This window comes from Pseudomonas sp. DW-iso17 (assembly GCF_058725345.1).
In genome coordinates, this window is the sequence record NZ_JBZXEA010000047.1 from 216,117 (window position 1) to 230,685 (window position 14,569).

The 14,569-nt window shown below is 59.9% G+C and carries 14 protein-coding genes; 3 read left to right on the forward strand and 11 right to left on the reverse strand.

Annotated features, from left to right (window positions below; genetic code table 11):
* Window positions 1-50: 50 nt before the first annotated feature.
* Complete coding sequence (locus tag AC4PS6_RS27385; protein WP_490602872.1) at window positions 51-1,097, forward strand: calcium/sodium antiporter; 1,047 nt, start codon at window positions 51-53, stop codon at window positions 1,095-1,097.
* Window positions 1,094-1,477 carry a carboxymuconolactone decarboxylase family protein gene (locus AC4PS6_RS27390; RefSeq protein ID WP_014716917.1) on the forward strand — a complete coding sequence of 128 codons (384 nt, stop codon included), beginning with the start codon at window positions 1,094-1,096 and terminating at the stop codon, window positions 1,475-1,477. Before AC4PS6_RS27385 ends, AC4PS6_RS27390 begins: the two co-directional genes overlap by 4 nt.
* A 124-nt stretch (window positions 1,478-1,601) precedes the next feature.
* Here AC4PS6_RS27390 and AC4PS6_RS27395 read toward each other — a convergent pair whose 3' ends face one another.
* The 5 genes from AC4PS6_RS27395 to kdgD all read right to left on the reverse strand — a co-directional run bounded on the left by AC4PS6_RS27395 (window position 1,602) and on the right by kdgD (window position 8,253).
* Entirely contained in the window at window positions 1,602-2,543 is a 942-nt protein-coding gene (locus tag AC4PS6_RS27395) for an AEC family transporter (protein ID WP_003188544.1), read from the reverse strand.
* A gap of 187 nt (window positions 2,544-2,730) precedes the next feature.
* The gene (gene garD / locus AC4PS6_RS27400) at window positions 2,731-4,284 is read right to left on the reverse strand and encodes a galactarate dehydratase (RefSeq protein ID WP_019816962.1); all 1,554 of its coding nucleotides are present in this window, start codon (window positions 4,282-4,284) and stop codon (window positions 2,731-2,733) included.
* 10 nt (window positions 4,285-4,294) lie between these two features.
* On the reverse strand, window positions 4,295-5,659 hold the full coding sequence (locus AC4PS6_RS27405) for an MFS transporter (protein ID WP_014716915.1): 1,365 nt from the start codon (window positions 5,657-5,659) through the stop codon (window positions 4,295-4,297).
* 182 nt (window positions 5,660-5,841) lie between these two features.
* The gene (locus AC4PS6_RS27410; protein WP_014716914.1) at window positions 5,842-7,287 is read right to left on the reverse strand and encodes an aldehyde dehydrogenase family protein; all 1,446 of its coding nucleotides are present in this window, start codon (window positions 7,285-7,287) and stop codon (window positions 5,842-5,844) included.
* A gap of 54 nt (window positions 7,288-7,341) precedes the next feature.
* Complete coding sequence (gene kdgD / locus AC4PS6_RS27415; protein WP_003188537.1) at window positions 7,342-8,253, reverse strand: 5-dehydro-4-deoxyglucarate dehydratase; 912 nt, start codon at window positions 8,251-8,253, stop codon at window positions 7,342-7,344.
* 234 nt (window positions 8,254-8,487) lie between these two features.
* Here kdgD and AC4PS6_RS27420 point away from each other — a divergent pair, with 234 nt between their 5' ends.
* Window positions 8,488-9,645 (forward strand): phospholipase, encoded by a 1,158-nt coding sequence (locus tag AC4PS6_RS27420; protein ID WP_103451293.1) that lies wholly within the window; start codon window positions 8,488-8,490, stop codon window positions 9,643-9,645.
* Window positions 9,646-9,786: 141 nt separating this feature from the next.
* On the opposite strand, the gene AC4PS6_RS27425 is transcribed toward AC4PS6_RS27420, so the two are convergent.
* From AC4PS6_RS27425 to petA, 6 genes are all read right to left on the reverse strand, one after another.
* Window positions 9,787-10,536 carry a FadR/GntR family transcriptional regulator gene (locus tag AC4PS6_RS27425; RefSeq protein WP_003188534.1) on the reverse strand — a complete coding sequence of 250 codons (750 nt, stop codon included), beginning with the start codon at window positions 10,534-10,536 and terminating at the stop codon, window positions 9,787-9,789.
* Window positions 10,537-10,695: 159 nt separating this feature from the next.
* The gene (locus AC4PS6_RS27430) at window positions 10,696-11,115 is read right to left on the reverse strand and encodes a ClpXP protease specificity-enhancing factor (RefSeq protein WP_014716912.1); all 420 of its coding nucleotides are present in this window, start codon (window positions 11,113-11,115) and stop codon (window positions 10,696-10,698) included.
* 17 nt (window positions 11,116-11,132) lie between these two features.
* Window positions 11,133-11,750 carry a glutathione S-transferase N-terminal domain-containing protein gene (locus AC4PS6_RS27435; protein ID WP_003188529.1) on the reverse strand — a complete coding sequence of 206 codons (618 nt, stop codon included), beginning with the start codon at window positions 11,748-11,750 and terminating at the stop codon, window positions 11,133-11,135.
* A gap of 148 nt (window positions 11,751-11,898) precedes the next feature.
* A complete protein-coding gene (locus AC4PS6_RS27440) occupies window positions 11,899-12,678 on the reverse strand; it encodes a cytochrome c1 (protein WP_014716911.1) in 780 nt (259 codons plus the stop codon).
* Window positions 12,678-13,889, reverse strand: coding sequence for a cytochrome b (locus AC4PS6_RS27445; protein ID WP_003188526.1), 1,212 nt, complete (start codon window positions 13,887-13,889; stop codon window positions 12,678-12,680). The genes AC4PS6_RS27440 and AC4PS6_RS27445 overlap by 1 nt, the downstream gene beginning before the upstream one ends.
* Window positions 13,889-14,482 carry a ubiquinol-cytochrome c reductase iron-sulfur subunit gene (petA, locus tag AC4PS6_RS27450; RefSeq protein WP_003188524.1) on the reverse strand — a complete coding sequence of 198 codons (594 nt, stop codon included), beginning with the start codon at window positions 14,480-14,482 and terminating at the stop codon, window positions 13,889-13,891. Before petA ends, AC4PS6_RS27445 begins: the two co-directional genes overlap by 1 nt.
* Window positions 14,483-14,569 lie beyond the last annotated feature (87 nt).

Here is a 14,569-nt window from a genome sequence, read left to right on the forward strand (position 1 = left end):
CCTTGAGCATTTTCGGATTGAACGCCCTCTCACCCTGGAGCCTGCTCGAACTGGTGGGCGGCCTGATCTTGCTGATCATCGGCGCTGAAATCCTGGTACGCGCCGCGGTACGCCTGGCGGCGAGCCTCAAGGTGCGGCCACTGATCATCGGCTTGAGCATCGTCGCCTTCGGCAGCAGTGCGCCACAGATGACCGTCAGTCTTCAGGCCACGCTGGCCGGCAACACGGACATTGCCGTAGGCAGCGTCATCGGCAGCAGCATCTTCAATATCCTTGTGACCCTGGGTTTGTCCGCACTGATCATTCCGCTGCGGGTCTCGCGGCAGCTGGTGCGCGTGGATATCCCGGTGATGATCGTCGCCGGCCTGCTGGTGTTTATCCTCGCCGCCAATGAAATGCTGACGCCCTTCGATGGCGCCGTGCTGCTGGTGGCGCTGGTGGCCTACCTAGGCGTATTGCACTACCAGACACGTCATTCCCGGCGCCCGCGCACTCTGGACACCGTGGCGAAGGCGCCATGGCTGAGCAGTGTGCTGCTGATGCTCGGCGGTTTGCTGGTGCTGGTGCTGGCCGGGCATTTGTTGCTCGGCGCAGCGGTGGAGGTGGCGGGCGATCTCGGATTGTCGGAGCGCGTCATCGGCCTCACGTTGATCGGCGTCGGCACCTCGCTGCCGTGCCTTGCCACGTCGCTGATCGCCGCGTTGCGTGGCGAACGGGAGATTGCCGTAGGCAACGTGATCGGCAGCAACCTGTTCAACCTGCTCGGCGTGCTGGGTTTTACCGCACTGGTGGCGCCGACACCGCTTTCGGTATCACCCAACGCCCTGGACTTCGATTTACCGGTGATGCTCGGCGCCATCATCCTGTGCCTGCCGGTGTTCTATACCGGCTATCGGGTAACACGTATCGAAGGGCTGGTGCTGCTGGGGCTGTACCTGGCGTACGGGCTGCATGTCATGGCCTTCACCACGGGCATGCCGCTGGCCAACAAGCTTGAACAATTGATGCTGTATTACGTCCTGCCAGCGTTAGTGGTTTTGCTGTTGTTCACCTCACTGCGCGCCTGGCACCGCCAACACAAGAGGGAATCGCAATGACCGATCAGAAAAAACCCGGGGTTGAAGTACGTCGCCAGGTCATGGGCGATGCGTTCGTCGACCGCGCCCTGGGCAATGCCACGGCGTTCACCCAGCCGCTGCAGGACTTCGTCAACGAGCACGCGTGGGGCAGCGTCTGGAACCGCGAGGGTTTGCCGCTCAAGACCCGCAGCCTGATCACCCTCGCCGCCCTCACCGCCCTCAAGTGCCCGCAGGAACTCAAGGGCCATGTGCGCGGTGCGCTGAATAATGGCTGTACGGTGGAGGAGATCCGCGAAGCGCTGCTGCATTGCGCGGTGTATGCCGGGGTGCCGGCGGCGATTGATGCGTTTCGGGCGGCGCAGGAAGTGATTGAGGCGTATCAGGCGGATCAGCAGTGACTGCCAGATAGTTATCGCAGGCAAGCCAGCTCCCACACTTGAGTGTATTCACACATCCACATGTGGGAGCTGGCTTGTCGGGTCGCCGCATCGCTGCGATGGGGCCTCAACCTGCCCGCCTATTTCAGATCCAACCACCCGCCTGCAACACAAAAATCCCGATATTCGTGGTCACCGCCGCCATCAACGTGGTGATCACGATAATCGCGGCCGCCAACTCATGATTACCCTCCGCCGCCCTGGCCATTACAAAGCTCGCGGCGGCCGTGGGCGCGCCGAAATACAGAAACAGAATCCCCAACTCCGGCCCCCGGAACCCCAGCAACCAAGCGCCCAATGTGGCGATCACTGGTAGCCAGATCATCTTCATCAGGCTCGCGCTCAACGCCATGTTGCCGCTCTTGCGCAGCGCGGCCATGGACAAGGTGCCGCCGATGCAAATCAACGCCAACGGCAGCGTGGTGTCCGACAGGTACTGCAAGGACTTCTCCAACCAGCCGGGCACGCCGATCTGGAAGTACGCGAACGGCGTGGCGACGATCACGCTGATAATCAGCGGGTTGGCCAATACGCTTTTGAAGATGCTCCACGGGTCGGACTTGATCACTGGGCTATAGACCGCCAGCACAATGGTCGACAGCGTGTTGTAAAAGAGGATCACCAGCGCTGCGAGGATCGCGCCCAGCGATATACCGTAGTCGCCGTACATACTGGCCGCCAGCGCCAGGCCGATGACCCCGTTATTGCCACGAAACGCGCCTTGGGCGTAGATGCCTCGGTCTTCGCGCTTGCAACGAAAGATTGCCCAGCCCCAGGCCATGGCAAAGCTCACCAGGGTGGCGACGCAAAAGTAGATCAGCAACCCCGGCTTGAGCGCCGAGTGCAGGTCGGCATGCAGAATGCCAAGGAACAGCAGCGCCGGCATGGCGACGTTGAACACCAGGGACGATGCGGTGTGGATAAAGTTGTCATTGATCCAGTTGATGCGCTTTAGAAACACGCCCAGGAACAGCATGGCAAACACCGGCGCGGTGATGGTGAGGGTGGTGAGGAAGATTGCCAGCATGCCGGGGAGAACCTTGGTGGGCGTCGTTAGTTGGCTAATGATAAGCCAGTCCGAGCGGGTTCGTGTGGGCAACGCCATTCAAATGTGGGAGCTGGCTTGCCTGCGATGGCGATATGTCAGCCGATGCACTCATAATTGATGCACCGCTATCGCAGGCAAGCCAGCTCCCACAGGTTAGCGCCTGGTTTCAGGTAATCGGCGCCGGGTTGAACAGCGTGATGTCGTTATGCAGCTTATGCCGCTCTGCCCAGGTCTGCTTCTTGCCGCTGGCCACATCCAGATAGAAGTGGAACAGCTCCCAACCCAGCTCCTCGATACTCGCCCGCCCCGTGGCAATGCGCCCGGCGTCGATATCGATCAGGTCCGGCCAACGCTGGGCCAGCTCGGTGCGGGTGGAGACCTTCACCACCGGCGCCATCGCCAGCCCATACGGCGTGCCGCGCCCGGTGGTGAACACGTGCAGGTTCATCCCCGCCGCCAGTTGCAAGGTGCCGCAGACAAAATCACTGGCCGGTGTGGCGCAAAAGATCAGGCCCTTTTCCTTGAAGCGCTCACCAGGGCCAAGCACGCCGTTGATGGCACTGCTGCCGGATTTGACGATGGAGCCCAACGACTTTTCGACAATATTCGACAGCCCGCCCTTCTTGTTACCCGGCGTGGTATTGGCGCTGCGGTCTGCCTCGCCCTTGGCCAGGTAACGGTCGTACCAGTCCATTTCCCTGACCAGCTCGCGGGCAACGTCCTGGTTCTGCGCGCGTGAGGTCAGCAGGTAAATCGCATCGCGCACTTCAGTCACTTCGGAAAACATCACCGTCGCGCCGGCACGCAGTAACAGATCCGAGGCATACCCCAGCGCCGGGTTGGCGGTGATGCCGGAAAACGCATCGCTGCCGCCGCACTGCATGCCCAGGATCAACTCGGAGGCCGGCACGGTTTCGCGGCGACGCTGGTTGAGTTTTTTCAAGCGCACGTCGGCCAGGGCCATGATCTGCTCGATCATTTCAGTAAAGCCGTGGCTGGAATCCTGCAAGCGATACAGCCATGGCTCGCTCAGGTCCACGGAGCTGTCGTTATCGTGCATCACCTGCCCTGCCTGAAGCTTTTCGCAGCCCAGGCTGATCACCAAGGCCTCGCCGCCCAGGTTGGGGTTGCGCGCCAGGTTGCGCACGGTGCGGATGGGGATATAGGCATCCGTCGCCGTAATCGCCACGCCGCAGCCGTAGCTGTGGGTCAGCGCCACCACATCATCGACATGCGGGTACTGGGGCAGCAACTCGTCCTTGATGCGCTTGACCGCATGGTCCAGCACGCCGGTAACGCATTGCACGGTGGTGGTAATGCCGAGGATATTGCGCGTGCCCACGGTGCCGTCTGCATTGCGATAGCCCTCGAAGGTAAACCCCTCCAGGGGCGCCTGGGTTTCAGGCACCTCGGTGGACAGCGGCAAGCTGTCCAGCGGCGGTGCGGTGGGCATGCGCAACTGGTCCTCCTGCACCCAACTGCCGCGCGGAATCGGCGCCAGGGCATAACCGATGGTCTGGCCGTAGCGAATAATCTGGCCGCCCTCGGGGATGTCTTCCAGGGTCACCTTGTGGCTCTGCGGGATGAAATCCACGGTGACGAGGCCGTCGGGAAACTCGGTACCGGCGGGTACCCCTTGATCGTTCACCACGATCACCACATTGTCGCGCTCGTGCAAACGGATCGAGCGCGGCGAGTCGGCATGTTCAATCAACTGCATCACACGAACCTCAGGAATGCGCTTGAGAAAGGTTGGTCAACTCCGGGCCTTTGGTGGGCGGCTCCTTGAGCACCACGCGCTTGATCGGGCCGACAATCACCAGGTAGCTGAATACCGCCACCAGCGCGTTGGCGCCGACGAACACCAGCGCCCATTTGAACGAGCCGGTGGTGCTGATGATGTAGCCAATCACAATCGGCGTGGTGATCGACGCCAGGTTACCGAAGGTGTTGAACAAGCCGCCACTGAGCCCGGCGATTTGTTTCGGCGAGGTGTCGGACACCACCGCCCAACCCAATGCGCCAACGCCTTTGCCGAAGAAGGCCAAGGCCATGAAGCCCACCACCATCCATTCGATGTCCACGTAATTGCACGCCACGATGCTGCTGGAAATCAGCAGGCCACCGATGATCGGCGCCTTGCGTGCGAAGGTCAGCGAATGGCCTTTGCGCAGCAGGTAGTCGGAAATCACCCCGCCGAGCACCCCGCCGATAAAGCCGCAGATCGCCGGTAACGAGGCAATGAAGCCGGCTTTGAGGATGGTCATGCCACGCTCCTGCACCAGGTACACCGGAAACCAGGTCAGGAAGAAGTAGGTGATACCGTTGATGCAATACTGGCCCAGGTAGACGCCAAGCATCATGCGGTTGGTCAGAAGCTGGCGGATGTAATCCCACTTGGGCCCGTCGGTTTTCTTACCCTTGCCCTTGTCCTGATCCATATCGACCATCGCGCCATTGGCGGCGATGTGATTGAACTCGGCCTCGTTGATCATCGGATGCTGGCGCGGGCTGTGGATAACTTTCAGCCAGATCAGCGAGAAAACAATGCCGATCACGCCCATCACGATAAACACGTGCTGCCAGCCAAAGCGATAGACGATCCAGCCCATCAACGGCGCGAACAACACCGTGGCGAAATACTGGGCCGAGTTGAAGATCGCCGACGCAGTGCCGCGTTCCGCCGTAGGAAACCACGCCGCAACAATACGGGCATTTCCCGGAAACGACGGCGCCTCGGCCAAGCCCACCATAAAGCGCAGCATGAACAGCGCGACCACCGCAGTGGAGACGCCAAACTCACCGACATAGCCTTGCAGCACGGTGAACAGCGACCAGGTGAAGATGCTCAGGGCATAGACTTTTTTCGAGCCGAAACGGTCGAGCAGCCAGCCACCGGGAATTTGCCCGGCCACGTAGGCCCAACCGAATGCAGAGAAGATATAACCGAGGGTGACCGCGTCGATACCGAGGTCTTTTTGCAGGCTGGAGCCGGCGATAGCGATGGTGGCCCGGTCGGCGTAGTTGATCGTGGTCACCAGGAACAGCATGAGCAGGATCAAATAGCGGACGTGGGTCGGCTTGGTCGCTTGCATGTAGAAGTACTCCCACTAATTATTTTTTTTGCGGGTAATCATTTTTTTGCCGTGGAAACCGCACTATGAGGGAGCCGGGCTTGCCCGCGATGCAGGCACCTCGGTGTGTCAGCGAGACCGAGGTGAGGCTATCGCAGGCAAGCCAGCTCCCACCTGGAGCCGGTGCCACGGGGTGCTGCGTGTTACGAACCGATGTAGCTGGTTTTCACCACGGTGTAGAACTCTTGCGCATAGCGACCTTGCTCACGCGAACCGTAGGATGAGCCCTTACGGCCACCAAATGGAACGTGATAGTCCACCCCCGCCGTCGGCAGGTTGACCATCACCATTCCAGCCTGGGAGTGGCGCTTGAAGTGGTTGGCATATTTGAGCGAGGTGGTGGCGATGCCGGCCGACAAGCCGAACTCGGTGTCATTGGCCATGGCCAGCGCCGCCTCGTAGTCCGCCACGCGCACCACGTTGGCCACCGGGCCGAAGATCTCTTCACGGCTGATGCGCATCGCCGCTTCACTGTCGGCAAACAGTGTGGGCGCCAGGTAATAGCCTTCGGTGTCGCAGGTGACCAGGCCGCCACCGCTCACCAGCCGGGCGCCTTCGCTCTGGCCGATGTCGATGTATTTCATGTCCTGATCCAACTGGGCCTGGGACACCACCGGGCCAATGTCGGTACCACTATGCAAAGCGTGGCCGACCTTGATCGACTTCATGCGCTCGGCCATGGCGGCGACAAACTGGTCGTGGATCCCCGCGGTGACAATCAAGCGGCTCGAGGCGGTGCAACGCTGGCCGGTGGAGTAGAACGCACTCTGTACCGACAGCTCGACAGCCTGCTTGAGGTCGGCATCGTCGAGAATGATCTGCGGGTTCTTGCCACCCATTTCCAACTGCACCTTGGCCTGGCGCGATACACAGCTGACGGCGATCTGACGCCCAACACCCACAGACCCGGTGAAACTGATGCCATCGACTTTCGGGCTGTTGACCAGCACGTCGCCGACCACACGGCCACTGCCCATCACCAGGTTGAACACACCGGCAGGGAAGCCGGCGCGGGAGATGATTTCGGCCAAGGCCCAGGCACAGCCCGGCACCAGTTCGGCAGGCTTGATCACCACGCAGTTGCCGTAGGCCAGCGCCGGAGCGATTTTCCACGCGGGGATGGCGATCGGGAAGTTCCACGGGGTGATCAGGCCCACCACACCGAGGGCTTCGCGGGTCACTTCAACGTTGACGCCCGGGCGCACCGAAGGCACGTAATCGCCCGACAGGCGCAGGCACTCACCGGCGAAGAATTTGAAAATATTGCCGGCGCGGGTCACTTCACCAATGGCTTCGGGGAGGGTCTTGCCCTCTTCCCGGGCCAGCAGGGTGCCGAGTTCTTCACGACGGGCGAGAATCTCGCTGCCGACTTTATCCAGCGCATCGTGACGCGCCTGGATACCGGAGGTGGACCACGCCGGGAACGCGGCGCGGGCAGCGTCGATGGCCGCGTTGACTTGGGCCACGTCGGCTTTGGCATATTCGCCAATGGCGTCGGACACATCCGAGGGGTTGATGTTGGTGCAGTAGTCGGCGCCGGTTACCCATTGGCCATTGATGTAGTTCTCAAAACGCTTTGCTTGGGACACGAATCTTCTCCTGACGCAAAAGGCCGCTGATTGCTCAGCGGCCTTGTGGATAATTTATTGCGCGCCTTGCTTGTCGATCAGCGCGGCGAGGGCTTCGTACTCTTCCGGCAGCAGGTCGGTCAGTGGCGTGCGCACGGGGCCTGCGTCATAACCGACGATTTTCGCACCGGCCTTGACGATGCTCACCGCGTAACCGGCCTTGCGATTACGGATATCCAGGTACGGCAGGAAGAAATCGTCGATGATCTTGCCGACGGTGGCGTGATCTTCGCGGGCAATGGCATGGTAGAAATCCATCGCCGTCTTGGGGATGAAGTTGAACACCGCCGAGGAGTACACCGGCACGCCCAGGGCCTTGTAGGCTGCGGCGTAAACCTCTGCAGTCGGCAAACCACCGAGGTAGCTGAAACGGTCGCCCAGGCGACGGCGGATCGACACCATCAACTCGATATCACCCAGGCCATCCTTGTAGCCGATCAGGTTCGGGCAGCGCTCGGCCAGGCGCTCCAACAGCGGTGCGGTCAGGCGGCAGACATTGCGGTTGTACACCACCACGCCGATCTTGACCGACTTGCACACGGCTTCAACGTGGGCGGCAACCCCGTCCTGGCTGGCTTCGGTGAGGTAGTGCGGCAGCAGCAGCAAACCTTTGGCGCCGAGGCGTTCGGCCTCTTGGGCGTACTCGATGGCTTGGCGGGTAGCACCGCCCACACCGGCCAGGATCGGCACGCTGGACGCGCAGGTATCCACGGCGGTTTTCACCACCTGGGAATATTCGCTGGCCGCCAGGGAGAAAAACTCACCTGTGCCACCCGCGGCGAACAAGGCGCTGGCGCCATAAGGGGCCAGCCATTCCAGGCGCTTGATGTAACCCGCCTGGTGGAAATCACCCTGGGCGTTGAAATCGGTCACCGGGAAAGACAGCAGACCGTGGGAGAGGATGGACTTCAGTTCTTGTGGATTCATTATTCGAACACCCTGGGCGAAGACTTTCTAAACGAAAGGTTGTTGTTGGTTTTGATGATGTCGTACGTCATCGTACAACTATAAATAAATTCGTCAACTGCAATTCATCCGGCGTACTCCTGCGAAGGCTTAAGACGCGGCTCTTGACGTAGGAAATTTCTCACCTATGATCCATATAACTGTATATGTATACAGTTATCACGGAAGATTCCTACGACATAGCAAGGAGCTAACATGTCAGGTCTTGAACTCGCAGCACCCGAAAAAAACCCGCCAACCCTGCGCTTCGAAGGCGGTGAACACACCGCCATCGGCGATGACACCCTGCTTCGCTTCAGCAAGGACGCCCCGGCCATCCCTGCGCGCCAAGTCGAACTGCATCTGCCCAACGGGCTCGCGCTGACCTATGGTCAAGTAATCGCCCTGGGCGGCGACTTCTATGGCATCCCCGGCCAACCGATCAGCGATGGCAACTCGCCGTCCGAGCGCGTGCAACGCTTTACCGCGGCCTTCAATTCTCTTGCCGTGTTGCCCGCTTCACGGGAAGAAGCGCAGAAGATCCTGGCGGTGATGCAAAAGGAGATCAACGCCGTCAACCAGGCGATCAAGGACGGCAAACAGCCGCACGAAGCCTACGACGCCCTGGGTGATACGTTGTCCGAGGAGTGGAACCGCATCACCGGCGGCGGCAGCGCTGTTTCGGCCCTCGTGCCACTGGGCCGCTACTTGAAACTGGCAGCCGACAACGCCGACCACTTCGGTGAGTGGGCCTTGTCGGCCTACATGGCCGGCCATACGGCAGCACTGCAACAGGCAGTGGTGGCCCATCAGACCGGCACCGACCAGGCCCTGGAATTGGCTTACGCCATGAACAGCTTTGCCGATCACTTTTTGACCGATCTGTTTTCCGCCGGCCACCTGCGGGTACCGCGCAAACAACTGGCGGCAGTGGTGACGCCAGGAGAACTCGGCTCGCTGATCAGCCGCTTCATGCACGATGAAGACAGTAAATTCGGGCTCAAGGTGCGCAATGCCATGGGCGCTCAGTGGCATGCCTACGGCGACAAGCGCTACTTCGACAGCATTGACGCCGACAATCGCGTGCAGGTCAAACGGGCGGTACAGGCCTCGGCAGATGAAATCTTCGAAACCTTCATCAGCGGCATCGCGCCCTCCCCGGCTGAGTTCAAGGCACCGCTGTATGTGCCCGACCTGAACGCCGCGCAGAACCCGGCGAATAACTTCTCGCCGCTGTTCAAGATAGAGGGGGACAAGGTGCTGCGGCGCAAGGACGTCAACGATTTGAACGACAAGCACTGGACCAATGATTGGTGGGGATGGAGTACGTACTTATTGCTTAAGGACTACAAGCCAAACCAACCCGCCAACTAACGGCTGGCATGATCGTTCCCACGCTCTGCGTGGGAATACAGCCTATGACGCTCCGCGTCACCCTGCGAGGGCTTGAGAAATTCACGCGCATCGGGACGCGGAGCGTCCATAGAGGCGTTACCACGCAGAGCGTGGGAACGATCAGCCCCGCTGCGCCTCTGCCTCTTCATGGGCATGGCGCAGTCGCTCGCGACTGTTGGTCAAATGCAAGCGCATCGCCGCCCGTGCCGCATCCGAATCCTGGCGGGCAATCGCCTCATAGATTTCTTCGTGTTCGCGGCTCAAGCGGCTCATGTAGTGCTGTTGGTCATCATGGGCCAGGCGCGCCGAATTCAGGCGGGTACGCGGAATGATGCTGGTGCCCAGGTGGGTCATGATGTCGGTGAAGTAGCGGTTGCCGGTAGACAGCGCAATTTCCAGGTGGAAGGCAAAGTCCGACGCCACCGCATCGCCGGCGTGGGCCGCACTTTCATTCAAGGCATCGAGGGCCGCACGCATGGCCGCCAGTTGCTCATCGCTGCGACGCAGCGCCGCGAGGCCAGCAGACTCCACTTCCAGGCTGATACGCAACTCCAGAATCGCCAGCACATCACGCAAGGTCACCACGGTGGCCGGGTCTATGCGAAAACCGCTGGGGCTTGGCGTGTCCAGCACGAAGGTGCCGATACCATGGCGAGTCTCGACCTGCCCCGCCGCCTGCAGGCGCGAGATGGCTTCACGCACCACCGTCCGGCTGACGCCATGGGCGTCCATGATCGCCGACTCGGTGGGCAGCTTGTCGCCGCGTTTGAGCTGGCCATCGCGGATCTGCTCGGACAACACCGTGACCAATTCCTGGGCAAGGCTGCGGCGCTTGCGGGGAAGACGTGGGGCGGCGCTGGCGTTTTCCATGATGAACCATCTTTCTCGACGAACTAAAGACCGCATCATAGCCCATGGTGGTTGTACGATCACCGTTCTGGCGCGACTTTCATCCATATCCTTCACGCAAAAAAAATGCCCCGACAGACGTCGGGGCATTTTTCAGATGGGTCTGTAAGCGAAATCCGCCTACTTCACCACTTTCAAGCTTGGCCGACCGCTAGGGCGCGGCGGCTCGGTATCCGGTGGCGGTACATCATCACCGTCTTCGCCTTCGATCGTTTCGTCATCCTCTAAAGGCGACTCCAGATCGAACACCATGCCCTGGCCATTTTCCCGGGCGTAGATCCCGAGGATGGCGCCGATGGGCACGAACAGCGTATGGGGCACACCGCCGAAACGCCCTTCGAAGCTCACCGCTTCGTTGTCCATGTGAAGGTGGCGCACGGCACTGGGCGATACGTTCAGCACAATTTGCCCGTCACTGGCAAAACCCTGGGGTACCTGAACCGCAGGAAATTCGGAATTGACCAGCATGTGCGGGGTGCAATCGTTGTCCACAATCCACTCATAGAGCGCGCGGACCAGGTAAGGTCGACTGGAGTTCATCAACGGCTCCTTAAGCCTTAGCGCATATCGCGCTCGGCACCAGACAGACTTGCCTGGAAAGCCTCACGCGCAAACTGGCGCTCCATGTAATCAAGCAACGGCTTGGCCGGCCGTGGCAGTTCAATGCCCAGAATCGGCAAGCGCCAGAGTATGGGTAATAGGCAGCAATCCACCAAGCTTTGTTCCTCACTGAGGAAAAAAGGTTTATCGGCGAACAACGGCGAAACGCCGGTGAGGCTCTCGCGCAATTCCTTGCGCGCCTGCACACGAGCGGCTTCTTTGGAACGCGAATCCAGGATCACATCCACCAACCCGCACCAGTCACGCTGGATCCGATGGATCAGCAGGCGGCTGTTGGCACGCGCCACCGGGTACACCGGCAGCAAAGGCGGATGAGGGTAACGCTCATCCAAGTATTCCATCACCACGGTCGACTCCCACAACGCCAGGTCACGATCGACCAGGGTGGGCAAGCTGCCGTAAGGGTTCACTTCGATCAGCTTCGGCGGCTGACGGCCCGCCTCCACACTGATGATCTCGGCGCTGACACCCTTCTCTGCGAGCACGATGCGTACTCGGTGGGAATAGTGGTCGGCGGGGTCGGAGTAACAGGCCAACCGGTTGGTCACGCCCATGGCGGTCCTCCTCGCTTGTTGAAATTATCGAAAGCTCAAAAACGAGCGCGCCCAGAAAGCATCCCTGTAACGACCGGTTCAAACCGGCGCTACGTGTTCAGAGATGCCGCTGGGCGCGCAAGATTAACAGCAATTGCTTACGGTTGGATCAATGCACATCCTTCCAGTATTCACGCTTGAGCAAATAAGCGAATACGAAGAAGAAAGCCAGGTACAGCAAGACGTAGGTACCGATGCGCTGATGCTGCAGTTTGACCGGGTTGGCCGAGTAGGCCAGGAAGGTCACCAGGTTCTTGACCTTCTCGTCGAACTGCTCTTCGTTCAGCGTACCGGTCTTGGGCACGATGGTCAGTTGATCGCACGCTTCATGGGTCAGCGGCGTGCCGGTCAACGGATCATATTGCTTCTTGCCGTCTTCAACGACCTGAACCTGCTTGCATCCTACCACTTGGCGCCCCTGCAGGCCGACCAGAACGTTCGGCATGCCGACGTTCGGGAAGACTTTGTTGTTCACGCCATAGGGGCGTGCAGGGTCTTCGTAGAAGGACTTGAGGTAACCGTAGAGCCAGTCGGTACCGCGTACACGGGCCACCAGGGTAAGGTCGGGCGGTGCGGCGCCGAACCAGGTCTTGGCGTCGGCCGGTTGCATGCCGATGTTCATGTGGTCGCCGATCTTGGCACCCGTGAACACCGCGTGGCTGAGCATCACTTCATGGGGAATGCCCAGGTCATCGGCAACGCGCTCGTACCGTTGGAACTTGGCGCTGTGGCACCCCATGCAGTAGTTGGTGAATGTACGCAGCCCATCCTGCATGGCGGCTTTGTCAGACACATCGATATCGACTTTTTCCAGCTGCGCACCATGTTCGGCAGCGAAGGACAGTAGCGGCAGTGCCGCAAGCACGAATGCAACGAGTAATTTTTTCATCAGCCAGTCACCCTTTCCGGAACCGGTTTGGTCTTCTCGAGCCGGGTATAGAACGGCATCAGAATAAAGTAGGCGAAGTACAGGAAGGTGCAGACCTGCGACAGCAACGTCCGCTCAGGGGTGGGCGCCAATACACCCAACACACCCAGGATCACGAACGAAATGCAGAACACCCACAGCCAGATCTTGCTCAGCCAGCCTTTGTAGCGCATTGACTTGACCGGGCTACGGTCGAGCCACGGCAGCACGAACAGCACCGCGATGGCCGCGCCCATGGCGATCACGCCCATGAGTTTGTCGGGGATCGCGCGCAAGATCGCGTAGAACGGCGTGAAGTACCAGACCGGGGCAATGTGCTCAGGTGTCTTGAAGGCGTTGGCCTGTTCGAAGTTAGGCTTCTCCAGGAAATAACCGCCCATCTCCGGGAAAAAGAACACGATCGAGCAGAACACAAACAGGAACACGACCACGCCGACAATGTCTTTCACGGTGTAGTACGGGTGGAACGGAATGCCATCCAGCGGGATGCCGTTCTCGTCCTTGTGCTTCTTGATGTCCACGCCATCCGGGTTGTTGGAACCCACTTCGTGCAGCGCCAGGATATGCAAGACCACCAGGCCCAGGATCACGATCGGCAAGGCCACCACGTGCAAGGCGAAGAAGCGGTTCAAGGTGATGCCGGAGATCAGGTAGTCACCACGAATCCACTGGGTCAGGTCGTTGCCGATCACCGGGATTGCGCCGAACAGCGAGATGATCACCTGGGCGCCCCAGTACGACATCTGGCCCCAAGGTAGCAGGTAGCCCATAAAGGCTTCGGCCATCAGTGCCAGATAGATCAACATGCCGAAGACCCACACCAGCTCACGGGGCTTCTGGTACGAGCCGTAGAGCAGGCCGCGGAACATGTGCAGGTAGACGACGATAAAGAACGCCGACGCACCGGTGGAGTGCAACAGGCGCAGGATCGAGCCGTACTCGACATCACGCATGATGTATTCGACAGAGGCAAACGCCTCTTCCGCCGACGGCGTGTAGCTCATCGTCAACCACACGCCAGTGACGATCTGGTTGACCAGCACCAACAGCGCCAGGGAGCCGAAGAAGTAGAAGAAGTTGAAGTTTTTCGGCGCGTAATATTTGCTGAGATGGTCTTCCCACATTTTAGTGGCGGGGAAGCGCGCATCCACCCAATCCATGAACTTGCTCATCACGCGTTCTCCTTGTCGAGGCCAATGACAATGATGTCGTCAGATTCGTAATTGTGAGGAGGAACCGGCAGGTTCAGGGGCGCAGGCTGGGATTTGTAGACGCGGCCGGCGAGGTCATAGTGGGAACCGTGGCACGGGCAGAAATAACCGCCGACCCAGTCTTTGCCCAAGTCGACAGGCGCCACTTCCGGGCGGAAGGTAGGTGAACAACCCAAGTGGGTACACAGACCAACCAGCAGCAGAATTTCTGGCTTGATCGAACGCGCTTCGTTCTTGGCGTAGGCGGGCTGGTCGGACTTTTCGGACGTCGGGTCAGACAGCTGGCCTTCGATCTTCTTCAGATTCCCCAGGATTTCCTCGGTACGACGAACAATGAAAACCGGCTGGCCGCGCCACTCAGCAATCATCTGCTGGCCTGGCTCGATCTTGCTGACATTCACCTTCACCGGTGCACCTGCGGCTTTCGCCTTGGCACTGGGAAACCATGACCCCACGAACGGGACCGCAGCCCCCACCGCTCCTGCAGCACCCACCACGGATGTGGCTGCTACCAAGAAGCGACGCCGGCCTGCATTCACGCCGTCATTGCTCATTCAGTCCTCTCCCATCAGCTTTTTGGCCTGTTAAATCAGGCGTCTACTAAGTGTTGAATCTTTACTTATAAAAATTTTGACGGATGG